General features: G+C 45.6%; 19 protein-coding genes. All 19 read right to left on the reverse strand.

Going from position 1 to position 17,597, the window contains the following annotated elements:
• Positions 1-29 precede the first annotated feature (29 nt).
• The 19 genes from dapA to rimP all read right to left on the reverse strand — a co-directional run bounded on the left by dapA (position 30) and on the right by rimP (position 17,471).
• A complete protein-coding gene (dapA, locus tag KY305_RS05145; RefSeq protein WP_061520570.1) occupies positions 30-899 on the reverse strand; it encodes a 4-hydroxy-tetrahydrodipicolinate synthase in 870 nt (289 codons plus the stop codon).
• A 30-nt stretch (positions 900-929) separates the two neighbouring features.
• Entirely contained in the window at positions 930-2,144 is a 1,215-nt protein-coding gene (gene dapG, locus KY305_RS05150) for an aspartate kinase (protein ID WP_223061662.1), read from the reverse strand.
• A 90-nt stretch (positions 2,145-2,234) separates the two neighbouring features.
• Positions 2,235-3,275 carry an aspartate-semialdehyde dehydrogenase gene (gene asd, locus KY305_RS05155; RefSeq protein ID WP_223061663.1) on the reverse strand — a complete coding sequence of 347 codons (1,041 nt, stop codon included), beginning with the start codon at positions 3,273-3,275 and terminating at the stop codon, positions 2,235-2,237.
• Between the two features lie 135 nt (positions 3,276-3,410).
• A complete protein-coding gene (gene dpaB / locus KY305_RS05160; protein ID WP_223061664.1) occupies positions 3,411-4,001 on the reverse strand; it encodes a dipicolinate synthase subunit B in 591 nt (196 codons plus the stop codon).
• A gap of 2 nt (positions 4,002-4,003) precedes the next feature.
• Positions 4,004-4,894, reverse strand: a complete 891-nt coding sequence (gene dpaA, locus KY305_RS05165; protein ID WP_223061665.1) for a dipicolinic acid synthetase subunit A — start codon at positions 4,892-4,894, stop codon at positions 4,004-4,006.
• 153 nt (positions 4,895-5,047) lie between these two features.
• Complete coding sequence (locus tag KY305_RS05170) at positions 5,048-5,305, reverse strand: YlmC/YmxH family sporulation protein (protein WP_223061666.1); 258 nt, start codon at positions 5,303-5,305, stop codon at positions 5,048-5,050.
• An 80-nt stretch (positions 5,306-5,385) separates the two neighbouring features.
• Positions 5,386-6,621: a M16 family metallopeptidase gene (locus KY305_RS05175; RefSeq protein WP_223061667.1), complete on the reverse strand. Its 1,236-nt coding sequence runs from the start codon at positions 6,619-6,621 to the stop codon at positions 5,386-5,388.
• Positions 6,622-6,661: 40 nt separating this feature from the next.
• On the reverse strand, positions 6,662-7,621 hold the full coding sequence (locus KY305_RS05180) for a polysaccharide deacetylase family protein (RefSeq protein ID WP_223061668.1): 960 nt from the start codon (positions 7,619-7,621) through the stop codon (positions 6,662-6,664).
• A gap of 112 nt (positions 7,622-7,733) precedes the next feature.
• Complete coding sequence (pnp, locus tag KY305_RS05185) at positions 7,734-9,851, reverse strand: polyribonucleotide nucleotidyltransferase (RefSeq protein ID WP_223061669.1); 2,118 nt, start codon at positions 9,849-9,851, stop codon at positions 7,734-7,736.
• 172 nt (positions 9,852-10,023) lie between these two features.
• Complete coding sequence (gene rpsO / locus KY305_RS05190) at positions 10,024-10,293, reverse strand: 30S ribosomal protein S15 (protein WP_003154182.1); 270 nt, start codon at positions 10,291-10,293, stop codon at positions 10,024-10,026.
• A gap of 166 nt (positions 10,294-10,459) precedes the next feature.
• Positions 10,460-11,401 carry a bifunctional riboflavin kinase/FAD synthetase gene (ribF, locus tag KY305_RS05195; RefSeq protein ID WP_223061670.1) on the reverse strand — a complete coding sequence of 314 codons (942 nt, stop codon included), beginning with the start codon at positions 11,399-11,401 and terminating at the stop codon, positions 10,460-10,462.
• 19 nt (positions 11,402-11,420) lie between these two features.
• The gene (gene truB / locus KY305_RS05200; RefSeq protein ID WP_223061671.1) at positions 11,421-12,350 is read right to left on the reverse strand and encodes a tRNA pseudouridine(55) synthase TruB; all 930 of its coding nucleotides are present in this window, start codon (positions 12,348-12,350) and stop codon (positions 11,421-11,423) included.
• 91 nt (positions 12,351-12,441) lie between these two features.
• Positions 12,442-12,795 (reverse strand): 30S ribosome-binding factor RbfA, encoded by a 354-nt coding sequence (rbfA, locus tag KY305_RS05205; protein WP_003154185.1) that lies wholly within the window; start codon positions 12,793-12,795, stop codon positions 12,442-12,444.
• Between the two features lie 16 nt (positions 12,796-12,811).
• The gene (locus KY305_RS05210) at positions 12,812-13,090 is read right to left on the reverse strand and encodes a DUF503 domain-containing protein (RefSeq protein ID WP_061520559.1); all 279 of its coding nucleotides are present in this window, start codon (positions 13,088-13,090) and stop codon (positions 12,812-12,814) included.
• Entirely contained in the window at positions 13,087-15,234 is a 2,148-nt protein-coding gene (gene infB, locus KY305_RS05215; protein ID WP_223061672.1) for a translation initiation factor IF-2, read from the reverse strand. The genes KY305_RS05210 and infB overlap by 4 nt, the downstream gene beginning before the upstream one ends.
• 19 nt (positions 15,235-15,253) lie before the next feature.
• On the reverse strand, positions 15,254-15,556 hold the full coding sequence (locus KY305_RS05220; protein WP_003154192.1) for a YlxQ family RNA-binding protein: 303 nt from the start codon (positions 15,554-15,556) through the stop codon (positions 15,254-15,256).
• 1 nt (position 15,557) lies between these two features.
• Positions 15,558-15,833 carry a glucose-induced regulator RulR gene (rulR, locus tag KY305_RS05225; RefSeq protein WP_003154193.1) on the reverse strand — a complete coding sequence of 92 codons (276 nt, stop codon included), beginning with the start codon at positions 15,831-15,833 and terminating at the stop codon, positions 15,558-15,560.
• A gap of 13 nt (positions 15,834-15,846) precedes the next feature.
• Positions 15,847-16,962, reverse strand: a complete 1,116-nt coding sequence (gene nusA, locus KY305_RS05230; protein WP_223061673.1) for a transcription termination factor NusA — start codon at positions 16,960-16,962, stop codon at positions 15,847-15,849.
• A gap of 35 nt (positions 16,963-16,997) precedes the next feature.
• Positions 16,998-17,471: a ribosome maturation factor RimP gene (gene rimP, locus KY305_RS05235; RefSeq protein WP_223061674.1), complete on the reverse strand. Its 474-nt coding sequence runs from the start codon at positions 17,469-17,471 to the stop codon at positions 16,998-17,000.
• Positions 17,472-17,597 lie beyond the last annotated feature (126 nt).

The following is a 17,597-nucleotide window of genomic DNA, read 5'->3' on the forward strand; positions in this document are numbered from 1 at the left end:
CCGCTTATGTTCACTGTATGAATTTTTTCTTACAGTTCGCTGATGGCGCTGCTCAGGCTCAGCCGCTCATCTTCATTCAGCGGGATAAGAGGAAGACGCACAGATCCGACATCAAGGCCCTTCAGCTGAAGCGCTGTTTTGACCGGAGCCGGATTAGGCGCTTTAAACAGCTCCTTCATAATCGGCAAAAGCTTCTGGTGGATCAGCGCCGCATTTGCCGTTTGCCCGTTTGTATAGTTTTTAATCATCTGCTGCATGTCAGGGCCGACGATATGGCTCGCCACTGACACGACCCCTCTTCCGCCCACCGCAAGAACAGGAAGCGTTAAACCGTCGTCACCGGAATAGACGTAGAAATCCTCCGGCGTTTCCGCGATAATTTTCGTAATGGCATCCAAATCGCCGCTCGCTTCTTTAATAGCTGAGATATTCGGAATCTCAGCCAGCCGGATCGCCGTTTCCGGCGCAAGTGAAGCAACCGTTCTGCCCGGCACATTGTAAAGCATAACCGGAAGAGACGTTTCTTCAGCTATGGCTTTAAAATGGCGGTACATTCCTTCCTGTGAAGGTTTATTATAATAAGGCGTGACAAGCATGACGCAATCGACGCCGGCTTCTTCCGCTTTTTTTGTCAGTTTGATTGAGTCTTTCGTATTGTTGCTTCCCGTCCCCGCAATGACCGGAACCCGTCCGTTCACTTCTTTGACAGTAAATTCAAAGAGTGCAATTTTTTCTTCTGTTGAAAGGGTCGGGGATTCTCCCGTTGTGCCCGCAACGACTAAAGAATCCGTTCCGTTTTTCAACAAATAGTCAATTAATGTAGACAGCTTCTGAAAGTCTACATTCCCTTTATTGTCAAAGGGCGTAATCATCGCTGTAGATATATTTCCGACATTCATTTTTTTCACCTCATCATGATTCAATCACATTTACTTTGAAAGTTCAAACACTTCATGCAAAGCATTTACGGCCGTCACCATATCCTTTTCATGGACAAGAACCCAAATCGTAGTATGACTGTCGGCAGATTGCAAAATAGGAATGCCTTTGTCAGACAGCGCTGAGACGATTTTCGACGTGACTCCCGGCACACCCATAATACCGGCTCCGACCGCTGACACTTTTGCACAGCTTTCCGTTACCGTAGGCTCATAGCCTAAATCGGCCAAAATGCTGCGCGCGGCATCCGTTTTATTGCCGGCCACGGTATAAACAATTTCGCTCGGCGTGATATTAAAGAAATCGACGCTGATTCCGGCATTTGCCATAGCTTTAAAGACTTCTGTCTGAACGTTGTATTGCCCTAATTTAGCAGGAACCTTAAATTGCGTCACATCTTTTACATGAGCGATTCCGGTAATCAATCTTTCGAAAACATCGCTGCCGACGTTTGAAGAATGATGGGACGTCACCAATGTACCTTTGTCTTTTGAATAGGTGGAGCGCACGCGAATCGGCACCTTTGCCTGCATAGCGATTTCCACTGCGCGCGGATGAATGACTTTCGCGCCTTGATAAGCCAGATTGCAGATTTCCGTGTATGTGACATTCGGAAGCGGCTTGGCGTTCTCAACGATTCTCGGGTCGGCTGTCATAACGCCTTCCACGTCCGTAAAAATGTCAATAAAATCGGCATCGACCGCCGCGCCGAGCGCTGCTGCCGACGTATCGCTGCCTCCTCTTCCGATCGTCGTCGTGTCGCCTTTTTCAGTGGCTCCCTGAAAACCTGCGACAACTACGGCTTCATGATTGGCGAGCGCCGCGAACAGCCGCTCTGTTTTCATTTCAAGAATCTTGGCATCGGTATGCTGGGCATTTGTTAAAAAGCCGGCCTGGGCTCCTGTCAAAGCCGCGGCTTTTATCCCGTTTTCTTTAAGCATGCTGGTAAAAACAACAGAAGAGATCGTTTCCCCGCAAGACAGAAGCATATCCTGCTCTCTCGGAGAAATATCAGACTGGCTGCCGTAAAGAAGCCCGATAAGAGAATCTGTTGCATACGGGTCTCCTTTTCTGCCCATCGCCGACACGACAACGATGACTTTATATCCTTCACTGATGGCTTCTTTAATATGCGATAACGCGAGCTTACGTCCTTTGTCATCCTTTACGGATGTTCCGCCGAATTTTTGAACAATGATCTTCACTATTTTCACTCCAAATTAGTCTGACGTAACAGAAGAGAGCAGGCAGAGCCTTACTCTCTTCTGTTCGCCTATAGAAAAATACGTTTCGTTTTATACGAGGTTCAGTTTTTGCAGGCTTTCCGCAATTTGAACTGAGTTCCAAGCAGCGCCTTTTAACAGGTTATCAGAAACAACCCATAAATGAAAACCGTTTGCTCTGTCCAAATCTTTACGGATTCGTCCCACAAATACATCGCGTTTGCCGACGGCATCGGCAGGCATTGGGTAAAGCTGCTCCGCCGGGTCATCCTGAAGCGTAACGCCCGGTGCTTCTTTTAAAAGATGTTTGATGTCTTCAACCGTTGCATCATCACGATCTAGTTCAATATAGACAGATTCGGAGTGGCCTGTTTCAATCGGCAGTCTGACACATGTCGCCGCTACTTCCAGCTCCGGCATATGCATGATTTTTTTCGTTTCATTAATCATTTTCATTTCCTCAAACGTATAGCCGTTATCTTGGAATTTATCAATTTGCGGGATGGCATTAAAAGCGATTTGATAATGCTTTTTGTCCCCTTTAACAGGCATAATGGATGGTTCTGCCGGTTCATTATTTAAAATCGCCTTTGTCTGGCTGTAAAGTTCTTTGGCCGCTTCATTACCCGCACCGGACACTGCCTGGTAAGTAGAAACAATGACTTTTTTCAAGCCGTATGCTTTGCGGATCGGTTCAAGAGCCGCCACCATTTGAATGGTTGAGCAGTTAGGATTGGCGATAATACCGTTATGTTCATGCAGATCAGCCTCGTTCACTTCAGGCACGACAAGCGGTGTATTTTCATCCATGCGAAACGCACTTGTGTTGTCAATGACGATAGCTCCGCGTTTTACAGCTTCAGGCGCCAAGCTTTGTGATACGCTTCCGCCGGCGCTGAATAAAGCGATGTGAATGCCTTCGAAGCTTTCAGGAACGGCTTCCTGCACCGTATATTCTTCGCCTTTAAACGTTACTTTCGTACCAGCAGAGCGTTTTGAGGATAGTAGTGTGAGTGTTTCTATTTCAAAGTTTCTGTCTTCCAGTGTTTTCAGCATTTGCTGTCCTACAGCTCCCGTCGCTCCGACAACTGCTACATGTAATCCTCTTCCCATCTGTAAAACTCCTTCCGCCAATTAAGCATCATTTGTTGAATTGACTATGCATTTTACGTTTTATTTTACCATAGAATAGTCACGGATTGACTGAATTTTTTTATTCCGCAAAGATTTTCTGTATATTTAATCATTTTATTCATCATGCTGTACAAGCACCGGCTGAACCTGTTCATGCAGAAGGGCTTTTTCAACCGTTATCGGAAGCAGCTCCATTTTAGCGACGAGCGATGTCGGCTTTTTAACAGGATCATCCTGACCGAACGGGATGAAGAAAATGTTTTTGGTTGACATCAATCTCATCAAATTCGTGCCGTTCAATCCGAGCGCGTCGTTTGTCGAAATTCCGAGCACGACAGGACGGCCGTTTCTGATTGTGGCTTTCGCGGCCATCAGCACCGGACTGTCGGTCATTGCATTTGCCAGCTTGCTCATTGAATTTCCCGTCAGCGGGGCGATGACCATGCAATCAAGCGGAAGCTTCGGCCCGAGAGGCTCTGCTTTTACAATTGAGTCTATCGCTTCAAACCCAGTCAGCTCTTCGATTTTTCTGACCCATTCCGCTCCCTCTCCAAATCGGGTGTCGGTTGATTGGACGGTGGACGTTACGACAGGACGGACTTCAGCTCCTTCATTTACAAGCGCTTCGATTTGCGGAAAGACGGCATCATATGTGCAGTGTGAGCCGGTTAATCCGAATCCGATTCTTTTCCCATTCAGAGACATGGCTATTCCCCCTCTTTCTTTACATCTGCCAAAAGCTTGCTGAGGACATTTGCAATAATCTGGCCGGCTGTTTTCGGCGCGACAATTCCCGGAAGTCCCGGGGCAAGCAGCGCTTTAATGCCCTGCTTTTCAGCATATTTGAAGTCCGTTCCGCCCGGACGGGAAGCTAAATCTAAAATCAGGGTCTTCGGTGTCATCCGTGACAAAACGTTTTGATTTAAAATCAAGCTCGGCACAGTATTAATACAGATATCAATATCATTCACATGGTCTGCAAGCTCTTCTATTTGAAAAGGAGAAAGCCCCATTTCGGATATACGGGCTAAATGCGCCGAGCTTCGCGCCCCCACTTTTACCTTTGCTCCTAAAGCCGCAAATGTCCGGGCGATTGTCATGCCGGTGCGCCCTAATCCGAGAACGGCCACACTCGATCCGTGGATGGTGTAATCAGTATGCTGAATAGCCATCATGATCGTTCCTTCAACCGTCGGAATAGAGTTAAATATCGCGATATCGTCCCGCTCAAACAATTTAACGAGCTGTCGGCCGGCTTCTTGGGCGATTCCTTCCAGATAGGCATTTGAGATGCCTGAGTAGATGACGCAATGCGCCGGTGTCTGATTAAGATGCTCCTGCTTTAACACCACTTCCTCATTTGAAAAAACCGTCGAGACAACACCTTCTCCGGTTGTTGCTGATACGGGCAGGATCATACTGTCTATTTTCTGAAATGGTATGTCATCGATTTTGCATTTTACGGTTCCTGTAAAACCGTCATCTAACTGGTCAAATCCTACGAGATAAATATCAGCATGCTGTTCTGTCAGCTTTCTTATAATCTCAAGCTGCCTTGCGTCACCGCCAATGATCGCAATTGTCAATCCGGTTAACATATGAAACGTTCACCTTCTTTACAGTTACTGGATCTTTTAAGTGTCATTCTCCTCTTCATCGTATGTTCGAATAGAAAGGGCGGTGAATGTACAGTATTTTTTTTCAATAAAAAAGCATCGGCGCTGATAAGCCGATGCTGTAAATTAAGAATCTTACCTTTCAGGAGGAGTGATGTCCCCGGGCACGTCTAAAATAATCATATCTGATCCGATTTTTTGTATATGGTTCCAGGGGACACGAATGTCATGGCCTTGTTTTCTTAAACCAAACCATTTTACCGTCGGTATGAGAAGGGCCGTAATTTGTCCGTCCTGCTCATTAATTTCCAAATCGGTTTGGCCGAGCACTCCGAGCCGCTCAGCCCGTTTAATGTCTACGATTTCTTTACCTGATAGTTCACTAAGCCTCATGATAGACACCCCCTTGTACTATATGACCTTCAGCATAAAAAAATGCCTGCCCCATATATAGAGGCAGACCGCTTTCTTGCTTATGTTGAGGCAGGCATGCTGGCTGTCGGGCTGATCAATGATAATGCATAGTCATCCGTGAATAAGCGGCGGCTGAGGCCGTTGACGCTTTCTAAGCTGACCGCATTTAATTCACCGATGATTTCATCCATTGTTTTATGCTTGCCGAGCAGCAGTTCATTTTTTCCGTTACGGCTCATTTTGCTGTTTGTGCTTTCTAGGCTTAGCATCAGGCTTCCCTTCATTTGCTCTTTGCTGTTTTCCAGCTCTTTCGGAGAAATGCCGTCACGTTTTAAAACCGATAACGTCTCTTGGATCGTTTCTGACAGAAGCCCGAGCTGATTGGCGCCGGTGCCGCCGTAAATCGTCAGCATACCGCTGTCTTCATAAGAGCTGTGATAGCTGTATACAGAATAAGCCAGCCCCTTATCTTCACGCACATCTTGGAAGAGCCGGCTGCTCATGCTTCCGCCAAGCACGTTGTTCAGCACAATTAAATCGTAGATGTCCGGGTCCCCGACTTTCAGACCTTTAAAACCGAGGCAGAGGTGTGCCTGCTCGGTATCTTTTTTTCTTGTCAGCTTTTCATAATGAAACTCCGGCTCGCTGATACTGCTCGCTTTGCCTTTTGCTTCGTATGTACCGAACCATTTCTCAACGTCTTTGATAAATTGCTCCGTCACATTGCCGGCAACAGAAATGACGACACGGTCCGGCGTGTAGAAATCATCCATATGCTTTCTGAGGGAATCACCGTTAAAAGAAGCAAGCGTTTCCTCTGTACCGAGAATCGGGTAACCGAGCGAATGATTGCCGTACGTTGCTTTGCTCAGCAGATCATGGACAATGTCATCCGGTGCATCTTCATACATTTTAATCTCTTCGTATACGACATTTTTTTCTTTTTTGAGTTCATTTTCATCAAAAGCAGAATGAAAGAACATATCCGCCAGCACATCAAGCGCATAGTTTGCATGTTCGTCAAGCACTTTCGCGTAATAACACGTATATTCCTTTGAAGTGAAGGCATTCACTTGTCCGCCTATACGGTCGAAGGATTCTGCGATTTCACGTGCGGATCTCGTATTTGTCCCTTTAAAAAACATATGCTCTAAAAAATGTGAGATGCCGTTGGTTTCCGGCGTTTCATGGCGTGAACCCGTTCCGATCCAGACGCCGATTGCCACAGACCGCACTGTCGGATTATTTTCAAGCACAACTCTTACACCATTTTGGCATGTATAGCGTTTTATCAAGTTTGTTCCTCCTATTCAAAGGCAGGCAAACTGCCGCCTGCTACTTCATCAGCCTGTTTTCATCCATTAAGTCAGACACTGAACCGAGTGCATAGCCTTTTTCTTTAATTTTCGTAATTAACACGTCCAGGCTTTTCGCTGTCGGATCAGTCGGATGCATTAAAATCATGGCCCCATTATGTATTTTGCTCAACACCCTTGTTTGTAAAACAGCCGGAGACGGTTTTTGCCAGTCAATGGTATCAACGGTCCACATGATGGTGCCCATTCCTTTTTCCGCAGCAATGTCAACCACCGCTTTTCTGAAGCTGCCGCTTGGCGGCGCAAACCATTTCGGCTTTACACCGAGCGTCTTGCTGATTTGTGCATTGGTTTTGTCAAGCTGTTCGGAAATGCTTCCTGAAGTCAGTTTGCTCATATCAGGGTGATTGTATGAGTGATTTCCGATTTCATGTCCGTCCGCTGCTATTTGTTTGGCCAGTTCCTGATTGTTTTTCAGCCATTTTCCTTCCAGAAAAAAGGTCGCTTTGACTTGCTGCTTTTTCAGAATAGGCAGCATTTGCTCCACATATTCATTTCCCCACGCTACATTTATTAAAAAAGCAACCATCGGTTTGTCCGGATTTCCTTTATAAATGGGCTCAGGTGAAAGAGAATCAAGATGAACTTTCGGCTTTACCTGCTCATACACAAGGTCATCTTCATGAAATTCTCCATCCTTTTTCATTTGCTTATAGGATTTTTCCACATTGACTTTTAAACCGTTATAGCCAGGTATACTTTTCCATATTTTGTCGATTCTTGCGTCTTGAGCCTTTACTTCATACTCCGGCGCTTTTCGCTGCAATTCTTCGTAGAGCGAATCTTTTGAAGCTGAAACAGTCACTGCGTCTTTCTTCATTGCGTCTATGTAATCAACTGTGTACGGATTTTTTAACATTTCAAACGAAACAAAAAAAAGAAATAAAAAAACGGCAAACGGCACGAATTTTTTCAACATGTCCTTCCCCCCTCACCACACATTATGTAAGAGGAGGACAAGGTAGAACCCGCATGCAGTCATTCTCAAAATAAAGAAGCCGGGTCTCCCAGGCTCCTTGTTAGGTTTTCATTTAAGATTGTTGTTCTTCTTTTTCTTTTTCCTCACGCAGCACTGCTTTGCGTGACAGATTTACTCGACCCTGCTTGTCAATTTCGGTTACCTTCACAAGCATTTCATCGCCGAGTTTTACAACATCCTCAACCTTGCCGACGCGTTCAAGCGCAAGTTCAGAGATATGAACGAGACCGTCTTTTCCGCTGAAGATTTCAACGAAAGCTCCGAATTTCTCAATTCGCTTGACTTTACCGAGGTAAAGCTGGCCGACTTCTACTTCCCTGACAAGATCTTCGATGATTTTTTTCGCTTTTTGGTTGCTGCTCTCATCAGTAGAAGAAATAAAGATGGTGCCGTCTTGTTCGATATCGATTTTAACACCGGTATCTTCAATGATTTTATTGATTTGCTTGCCGCTTGGTCCGATAACGTCACGGATTTTATCCGGATTGATTGTCATCGTTAAAATTTTCGGCGCATATTGAGAAAGTTCTTTTCTTGATTCACCCAGCGTGCTCAGCATGCTGTTAAGGATTTCCATTCTCCCTTTTTTCGCCTGCTGAAGCGCTTCTTCAAGAATTTCTCTTGAAAGGCCTTCGATTTTAATGTCCATTTGAAGCGCGGTAACGCCTTTTGCCGTGCCGGCTACTTTAAAGTCCATGTCACCGAGGGCATCTTCCATGCCTTGAATATCCGTTAATACAGTATAGTGCTCGCCTGATTTCACAAGTCCCATCGCGATACCCGCAACAGGCGCTTTAATCGGAACCCCTGCATCCATCATCGCAAGTGTGCTGGCGCAAATACTTGCCTGTGATGTTGAACCGTTTGATTCAAGCACTTCTGATACAAGACGAACCGTATACGGGAAGTCTTTTTCATTCGGAATGACAGGTTCAAGCGCACGCTCTCCAAGAGCCCCGTGTCCGATTTCACGTCGTCCCGGGCCGCGCATCGGTCCTGTTTCACCAACACTGAATTGCGGGAAGTTATAGTGATGCATAAACCGTTTTGATTCTTCAACGCCTAAGCCGTCAAGAATCTGAACGTCTCCGAGGGCGCCTAACGTACAAACGCTGAGCGCTTGTGTTTGTCCTCTTGTAAACAATCCGGAGCCGTGTGTTCTAGTAAGAAGGCCGACTTCTGAAGAAAGCGGGCGGATTTGATCGACGCCGCGGCCGTCAGGACGGACTTTTTCTTCTGTGATCAAACGGCGCACTTCGTTTTTCACAAGCTTAGACAGCGTTTGTTTCACTTTTTTAATGATATCTTCATCGTGCTCTTCTTCTTCAAACTTAGCAACGACTGCATCTTTCACATCATTAATGGCATCTTCACGCGCATGCTTCTCATGAACCTGAATCGCTTTAAGAAGATCCGGCTCTGCAAGACTTTTCACTTTTTCGCTGAGTTCTGCATCAATTTCATACAGGGCAATCTCAGTCTTTTCTTTGCCGACTGCAGCGACAATTTCTTCTTGGAATGCAATCAGGCGTTTAATTTCTTCATGGCCGAACATAATCGCTTCAAGCATGATTTCTTCAGGAACTTCATCTGCTCCGGCTTCCACCATGTTAATTGCGTCTTTCGTACCTGCAACGACGAGGTTGATATCGCTTTTTTCAAGCTGGTCAACCGTCGGATTGATGATGAACTGACCGTCAATGCGGCCCACCGTCACACCCGCAATCGGGCCTTCAAACGGAATATCTGATACGCAAAGAGCCAGTGATGAACCGAACATAGCCGCCATTTCAGAAGAGCAGTTTTGATCGACACTCATCACAATGCTGATGACCTGTACTTCATTACGGAATCCGTCAGCGAAAAGCGGGCGGATCGGACGGTCAATCAGACGGCTGGCTAAAATAGCCTTTTCACTCGGCCGGCCTTCTCTTTTAATAAAGCCGCCCGGAATTTTACCTACTGCGTATAATCTTTCTTCATAGTTAACGGTAAGCGGGAAAAAATCAAGCGGTTTCGGTTCTTTTGATGCAGTTGCTGTGCTGAGCACTGCGGTATCGCCGTAGCGGACCATGACAGCGCCGTTTGCCTGTTTGGCAAGCTGGCCGGTTTCTACTGTAAGCTGTCTGCCGGCCCAATCTATGGTAAAGACATGTTTCTCTTGTCCCATTCGATTACGAGCTCCTCTCTTTATGTGTGAAATAATCAATTACTCCTATTATGAACGAAATGAATTGAACATATCAATGTCAAAGTAGTATGTAAAAGGATTTCAATGTATTGATCAACATTTTTTTCGCTTTAATACGATAAAAAAGCGGGAATCCTCCCGCTTTTTACGATTATCGACGTAAGCCTAGTTTGTTAATTAACTCACGGTAACGAGTTACGTCTTTATTACGCAGATACGTAAGAAGATTACGACGTTTACCTACCATTTTAAGAAGACCGCGACGTGAGTGGTGATCTTTCTTGTGAGTACGCAAATGCTCGTTCAAGTTGTTAATTGAGTCTGTTAGGATAGCGATCTGAACTTCTGGAGATCCAGTATCAGATTCGTGTGTTTTAAACTCGCTGATGAGTTGGTTTTTACGTTCTTGAGTAATTGCCATCCTGTTTCACCTCCATATCATAATTAGCCCCAGTTACCTAGCAACCGTCGGTGACTTCGGATTGCCAAGCAATGGTTTTAAGACTACGAAATATATGATACTAAAAATCGCGCCCGTATGCAAATATTTTAGAATAAAATTTGTACACTTTTTCACTTTCTTTCCGTTATTTGCTGAAATAACGGATTGCTTCCTGTTTATCTTTCTCGATTTGAGCGGTTAATTCATCAATTCCGTTAAACTTCCGTTCACTCCGGATGCGTTTATACCACTCAATTTTCACGGTTTCCCCGTATACGTTTTGGTCAAAATCAAACAAATGGACTTCAATAGACGGCTGATCCGGGCGTTTTTCATAAAACGTCGGTTTATAGCCGATATTGCAGACCCCTTCATAAACGTTTCCATTTATCTCAGCCTTGACGGCATAGACGCCTGTCGGAGGTACGATATAGCTGTTATGTAAACCGACATTCGCGGTCGGAAACCCGATGGTCCGCCCTCTTTTATCACCGTGGATTACAATGCCCTTTATGAAATAAGGCTGTCCGAGAAGGGTGTGCGCCAGCTCAACATCGCCGTTTTGCAGCGCCGATCGAATATAAGTGGAACTGATTTTCCTGTCCTGCTCGGTCAGTTTCTCGACAGTCGTGCAATCAGCCTTACCTTCCAGATCAAGGGGCAGTGTGTCCATCGTGCCTTTTCCGTATTTTCCATACGTAAAATCGAATCCCCCAACGGCATGCCGGGCGTTTAACCCTAGAATATAATCCTCTGCAAACTGTTTGGGAGAAAGGGCGGCAAACGCTTCATCAAACTTCACCACATACAGCACATCCGCGCCTAAACGCTCAATTTGGCTGATTTTGTCTTCAAGCGGCGTAATCAAATCCTTAGGCTCTTTGTCTCTGCCGAGAACATGGGACGGATGAGGATGGAATGTCATGACGGCCAGGGAAAGGCCTTTTTCTTCGGCAATATGTCTGGCGGTGCCGATTACTTTTTGATGCCCTAAATGGACGCCGTCAAAGTAGCCGAGAGCCATCACGGACGCTGCCTGCTCTTCCTTTTGTAAATGATGCGGATGAGAAATATGTATCGTCTTCACAGAACGGTCACCTTTTTTCTTATTGTTCGCTTTTTTGCATCAGTACTTTGGCCGGTTTTAACAGTCCTTTTTTTGTAGGATGCGGCATATAAATGGCCACACATTCTCCGGCTTCAGTACAGACCGCTATACGGCCGTCGCTTGTCATTGCAGAAAATTGCGCCGGGGTTTCAAATACTGACCCGTTTTCTGCTTTCATAGCTAATGTATCACTTATGACCCATTTCGGCAAATGATTAAGCGCTCTTTCAATCGGTACTGCGTGATCCGCGACAGTGCCATTGGCTGCCTGCTGTTCAAGCTCCTCAAACGTAAAACACTCTTCAAGGCTGAAATCTCCGGAAGCAGTGCGGATGAGATGCGACATATGAGCGGGGTAGCCGAGCTTTTCACCGATCGTAACCACCAATGTCCGGACGTACGTCCCTTTCGTGCACGTTACGTTGAAACGAAACGACGCGGTGTCATCCGTATACGTGACAGGTGAAGTGAGGGCTATGTCTTCAATCGTGATCTTTCGCTTCGGACGTTCTACCTCAATTCCCGCTCTTGCATATTCATACAGCTTTTTACCGTTGACTTTAACGGCGGAATACATCGGCGGCACTTGCTCTTGCGGCCCTTTAAGACTTTCCAATACGTTTTTGATGTCTTCCTCAGCTATCGGCGTCTCAACAGGTTTTACGCTGATTGTTTCCCCCGTCTGATCTTCAGTCGATGTCGAAATACCGAGGGTGATCTCTGCATCGTACGTTTTTGATTTTTCTGTGACGTACTCGACGATCTTTGTGGCCCGTCCGACACAGATCGGCAGCACGCCTGACACTTCGGGATCAAGCGTTCCCGTATGCCCGACTTTTTTTGTTTTTAACAGCTTTCTTATTTTCATCACGCAATCGTGCGAGGTCATGCCGACAGGTTTATGTAAAAGGAGAACTCCGTTAACCATCTGTCCTTCGCTCCTTCTGAATTGTTTTCATTTGTGTCTTTCAGACGCAGAAAAGAGGACAGACGACATACGCCCATCCTCTTTTTCCGGATTATTCAGATGGTTTATCTGAATGCAGTTCATGAATCAATGTTTCAATACGGTTTCCGTATTCAATGGATTCATCGAATTCAAATTCAAGCTCAGGCGTTTTGCGGAGTCTGATTCGGCTGCCGATTTCCGAACGGATAAATCCCTTCGCTTTCTCCAGCCCTTTCAGCGCTTCCTCTTTCTTTTTCTCTCCGCCGAGAACGGAGATATACACCTTTGCAATTTGTAAATCACCAGAAACACGTACGTCTGTTACAGTCAGAAAACCGATTCTCGGGTCTTTCAGCTTACGGCTGATAATATCCCCAAGCTCTTTTTTCATCTGCTCGCCGACACGGTTTGCTCTCATACTCATTTCAATCACCTCTAAGTTAAAACCACTCTGTTCTAGTGATCGTCCGCTCAATTTCGGGAAAGGAGTCAATAAACGCGAGAACGCGCTGCAGCTCCCTTTCCGCCTGAACGTGAGAGGAGGATACCACGGCGATTCCGAAGCTGGTTCTCTGCCAAGTGTCCTGATAGCCGATTTCTGCGGCAGACACGTTGAACTTATTTCGAACCCTTGTGATGATCCGCTTCAAAACAGCGCGCTTCTCCTTTAATGATCCCGCATCATAAATGATGCATTCACATTCCGCAAATCCGATCACTTTCTTTCGATTTCCTGCATGACATACGCTTCAAGGATATCACCTTCGCGAATGTCATTGTATTTCTTAATTGTAATACCACATTCATATCCTTGTGAAACTTCTTTTACATCATCTTTAAAGCGTTTCAGAACGTCTACTTCACCTTCAAAGATGACGACGCCGTCACGGATCAGACGCAGGCCGCTGTCGCGTGTGATTGTGCCTTCGGTTACATAGCCTCCGGCAATGGTGCCGATTTTAGATACTTTGAACGTTTGGCGAACCTCAACCTGACCGATGATTTTCTCTTCGTATTCAGGATCAAGCATACCTTTCATCGCTGCTTCAATTTCGTCGATGACTTTGTAAATGATACGGTGAAGGCGGATGTCTACATTTTCAGCTTCAGCCGTACTTTTAGCATTTCCGTCAGGGCGTACATTAAACCCGATAACGATCGCATTTGATGCAGAAGCCAGAATAATGTCTGATTCCGTAATCGCGCCGACCCCTGTATGAATGATTTTCACTTTAACGCCTTCTACTTCAATTTTTTGAAGAGCGGCCGTTAACGCTTCAGCTGAACCTTGAACGTCAGCTTTCACAATTAAGTTAATGTCTTTGACATCGCCTTGTTTGATTTGTTCAAACAGATCATCAAGGCTGAGCTTTGCTTTGTCGCTGCGCTGTTCTTCCAATTGTTTAGAAGCGCGCGCCTCACCGACAGAACGGGCTGTTTTTTCGTCTTTAAAGACGAGGAATTGGTCACCTGCTAACGGCACGTCGTTAAGACCCGTAATTTCTACAGGTGTTGACGGTCCGGCTGTTTTCACGCGGCGGCCGAGATCATTGACCATTGCCCGCACGCGGCCGAATGTGTTTCCGACAACGATCGGATCACCGACATGCAATGTTCCCGTTTGAACGAGTAATGTCGCAACCGATCCTCTGCCTTTATCAAGCTCGGCTTCAATAACCGTTCCTTTTGCCTGGCGGTTCGGGTTGGCTTTCAGCTCCTCTACCTCACTGACAAGCAGAATCATTTCGACAAGCTCATCGATTCCCTTGCCGGAAAGAGCGGATAGCGGAACGAAAATCGTTTCTCCTCCCCATGCTTCAGGAACAAGTCCGTATTCCGTAAGCTCCTGCATGACACGGTCAGGGTTTGCGCTTTCTTTATCAATTTTATTCACGGCAACGATAATCGGAACTTCAGCCGCTTTTGCGTGATTGATGGCTTCGACTGTTTGCGGCATAACGCCGTCATCGGCCGCTACAACTAAAATCGTAATATCGGTTACTTCCGCACCGCGCGCACGCATCGTTGTGAAAGCCGCGTGTCCCGGTGTATCAAGAAACGTGATTTTTTTGCCGTTTTCTTCGATTTGGTATGCACCGATATGCTGCGTAATTCCGCCGGCTTCCCCTTCAACAACCTTTGTTTTTCGGATGCTGTCGAGAAGCGTCGTTTTCCCGTGGTCAACGTGGCCCATAATCGTTACGACAGGCGGACGGATTTGAAGGTCTTCTTCTTTGTCAGCCTCTTCGTACTTTTCGAGCTCAGTTTCTTCAAGAACAATCACTTCTTCTGTTTCCACACCGTATTCAGATGCGATCAGTTCGATTGTGTCTTTGTCAAGCTCCTGGTTAATGGTGGCCATTACGCCGAGAAGCATGAGTTTTTTAATGATTTCAGACGGTTCTTTGCCAAGTTCCTCGGCTAAGGCTCCGACTGTTAAAGTGCCTGAAAACGTAATTTTTTCAGGAAGCTCTTTTTTCGGCTTCAGCGGTTTTTGCTGATGCTGATTTTTGTTGTTGTGATTGCGTTTGTTTTTTTTGTTGTTGTTATTCTTCTTGTTTTTGTTAAATTGATTATTCTGCACGTCATTCTTCTTTCCGTCTCGAATTTTGTTTGGTTGATTTCCAGCAGACTGCTGATTAACCCCTTGCGGCTGCTTGTTTTTGTTCGTTTCCGCAGGCTTTTGAGATTTAACGCCGGCGCCGCCTTTTTTAAATTTCGCATCAAGCTGCTTAATGGTCTTTTCTTCAAGCGTTGCCATATGGTTATTTACTACTATATCCATGTTTTTCAGCGCCGTCAAAATTTCCTTACTTGAAACATTGATGGCTTTTGCATATTCGTATACTCTCATTTTAGCCATTCGTTCACCCCCAAAAATATTAATCGAGCAAGCTGATCAGCTTATTCGCAAAACCTTGGTCAGTGACGGCGACAACGACACGTGATTCCTTGCCGATAGAGCGGCCGAGATCCGCGCGGCTTTCGACTTTTTTATAGGGCACTTTATAATAATTGCATTTGTCGGATACTTTCTTTGCAGTATTCGCTGATGCATCTTCTGTCAGCAGAACAAGCTTTGCACGCGCATTTCTAATTTCTTTTATAACCAAGTCCTCGCCTGACACGACCTTACGAGCTCGATTGGCCAGACCCAGCAAGGGAAACCATTCCATTCCAGACATGTTATTTTTTCACCTTTTCCGCCAGTTCCAGCAATTCTTCGAAAATCTGGTCATCGATTTGTGATTGAAATTGATTTTGCAATGTGTTTTTCTTTTTCGCAGCTAAGATGCATTCTTTTTCAAGGGTGATGTAGGCACCCCGGCCGTTCTTTTTTCCGGTCGGATCGACTGAGATCTCGCCTTCTTTAGAACGGACAATTCGGATCAGTTCCTTTTTAGGCTTCATTTCCCCCGTTACCACGCATTTGCGCAGAGGAATTTTTTTTCGCTTATTCACCTAAAGTCACCTCTTATTCATCCGATTCGGCTGTTTCAGGCTCCATAAAGAGCGGCTCTAAATCTTCATCGTGCTCTCTCGGATAGATGCCAAGGTCTCTTGCATCCGTTTCGCTTTTGATATCAATCTTCCAGCCTGTCAGTTTCGCAGCTAAGCGGGCGTTCTGCCCTCTTTTTCCGATTGCAAGAGAAAGCTGGTAATCAGGGACGATGACAGTGGTTGCTTTTTCTTCTTCGTTGACGATGACCTCCAGCACTTTGGACGGGCTGAGCGCATTGGCAACAAATTCAACCGGATCGTCAGACCAGTTGACGATATCAATTTTTTCGCCTTTCAGCTCGTTAACGATCGCCTGCACGCGCTGACCTTTCGGACCGACGCATGAGCCGACCGGATCTACATCAGGATCGTCAGTGCGGACGGAGATTTTAGAACGGTCGCCTGCTTCTCTGGCAACAGATTTCAGCTCAACGGTTCCGTCATAAATTTCCGGCACTTCTATTTCAAAAAGACGCTTTAAAAGACCAGGATGTGTTCTTGACACATAAATTTGCGGTCCCTTTGTCGTTTTTTCGACCTTGGTGATAAATACCTTAATCCGGTCGTGCGGTTTGTAGCTTTCATTCGGCATTTGTTCATTAACGGGCAGCAGCGCTTCAATCTTGCCGAGAGACACGTAAATAAATTTGCTGTCTAAGCGCTGTACAATTCCCGTCATGATGTCTTCTTCACGATCGATAAATTCCGAATAAATCACACCGCGCTCAGCTTCGCGGACACGCTGCGTCACGACTTGTTTCGCCGTTTGCGCGGCAATTCGTCCGAAATCTTTAGGTGTCACTTCTATTTCAACAACATCTCCGACAAGATAGTTCGGATGGATGCTTTGGGCGTCGTCGAGCGAGATTTCAAGCCTTGAATCATACACCTCGTCTACAACGTCTTTTCTGGCGAACACACGAATGGTGCCCGTCTCACGGTTCAAATCAACACGTACGTTTTGCGCCTGGTTAAAATTTCGCTTATAGGCAGAAATTAAGGCAGCTTCAATTGCTTCGATGATAATGTCTTTACTGATGCCTTTTTCTTTTTCAAGAATAGTGAGGGCATCTAATAGTTCACTGCTCATGTTAGCGGTCTCCCCCCTTAAACACTTATACTCAATTAATGAAATGTTACAGCTAATCTTGCATTAGCTATTTTTTCGTACGGAATATTGACCCGTTTCTTTCTTGTTTTGATCGTCATCTCTATTGTAACAGTTTGTCCATCAAATTCAGCCAATTTGCCTTCAAACACTTTTAAACCGTCAATCGGTTCGTACGTTTTCATATAAACATTTTTACCAAGTGATTTTTCGAAGTCGGCTTTTTTCTTTAATGGGCGCTCGGCTCCAGGAGAGGATACTTCAAGAAAGTAGTTTTGAGTAATCGGATCGGCCTCATCCAGCTTTTCGCTTAACGCTTCGCTGACTTTGGCGCACTCCTCAATATCAACACCGTCATCGGAATCAATAAACACGCGAAGGAACCAGTTTTGACCCTCTTTGACAAATTCAATGTCTACGAGTTCAAGCTGAAGGTCATCTAGTATGGGCTGAGCCATTTCTTGAACGGTATCAGTCACTTTTTTGCTCATGTTTTTCCTCCTTGTGCTGGCGATATCATATCAGCCGTCTTCTCTGCATAAAAACCCTGCTTCAAAAGAGCAGGGGCTTTAAGAAAACGATGGACATGTCGAGGCAAAATTGCCTGTTCAATACAA

Origin of the sequence: Bacillus sp. YC2 (assembly GCF_019891195.1) — a bacterium.
Taxonomy (GTDB): domain Bacteria; phylum Bacillota; class Bacilli; order Bacillales; family Bacillaceae; genus Bacillus.

What these genes read in the sequence shown, in the direction of transcription:
- dapA (WP_061520570.1), bottom strand. Translation starts at nt 899, where the DNA reads ATGAATGTCGGAAATATATCTACAGCGATGATTACGCCCTTTGACAAT.
- asd (WP_223061663.1), bottom strand. Translation starts at nt 3,275, where the DNA reads ATGGGAAGAGGATTACATGTAGCAGTTGTCGGAGCGACGGGAGCTGTA.
- dpaB (WP_223061664.1), bottom strand. Translation starts at nt 4,001, where the DNA reads ATGTCTCTGAATGGGAAAAGAATCGGATTCGGATTAACCGGCTCACAC.
- dpaA (WP_223061665.1), bottom strand. Translation starts at nt 4,894, where the DNA reads ATGTTAACCGGATTGACAATTGCGATCATTGGCGGTGACGCAAGGCAG.
- KY305_RS05170 (WP_223061666.1), bottom strand. Translation starts at nt 5,305, where the DNA reads ATGAGGCTTAGTGAACTATCAGGTAAAGAAATCGTAGACATTAAACGG.
- KY305_RS05180 (WP_223061668.1), bottom strand. Translation starts at nt 7,621, where the DNA reads ATGTTGAAAAAATTCGTGCCGTTTGCCGTTTTTTTATTTCTTTTTTTT.
- pnp (WP_223061669.1), bottom strand. Translation starts at nt 9,851, where the DNA reads ATGGGACAAGAGAAACATGTCTTTACCATAGATTGGGCCGGCAGACAG.
- rpsO (WP_003154182.1), bottom strand. Translation starts at nt 10,293, where the DNA reads ATGGCAATTACTCAAGAACGTAAAAACCAACTCATCAGCGAGTTTAAA.
- truB (WP_223061671.1), bottom strand. Translation starts at nt 12,350, where the DNA reads ATGGTTAACGGAGTTCTCCTTTTACATAAACCTGTCGGCATGACCTCG.
- rbfA (WP_003154185.1), bottom strand. Translation starts at nt 12,795, where the DNA reads ATGAGTATGAGAGCAAACCGTGTCGGCGAGCAGATGAAAAAAGAGCTT.
- infB (WP_223061672.1), bottom strand. Translation starts at nt 15,234, where the DNA reads ATGGCTAAAATGAGAGTATACGAATATGCAAAAGCCATCAATGTTTCA.
- KY305_RS05220 (WP_003154192.1), bottom strand. Translation starts at nt 15,556, where the DNA reads ATGTCTGGAATGGAATGGTTTCCCTTGCTGGGTCTGGCCAATCGAGCT.
- nusA (WP_223061673.1), bottom strand. Translation starts at nt 16,962, where the DNA reads ATGAGCAGTGAACTATTAGATGCCCTCACTATTCTTGAAAAAGAAAAA.
- rimP (WP_223061674.1), bottom strand. Translation starts at nt 17,471, where the DNA reads ATGAGCAAAAAAGTGACTGATACCGTTCAAGAAATGGCTCAGCCCATA.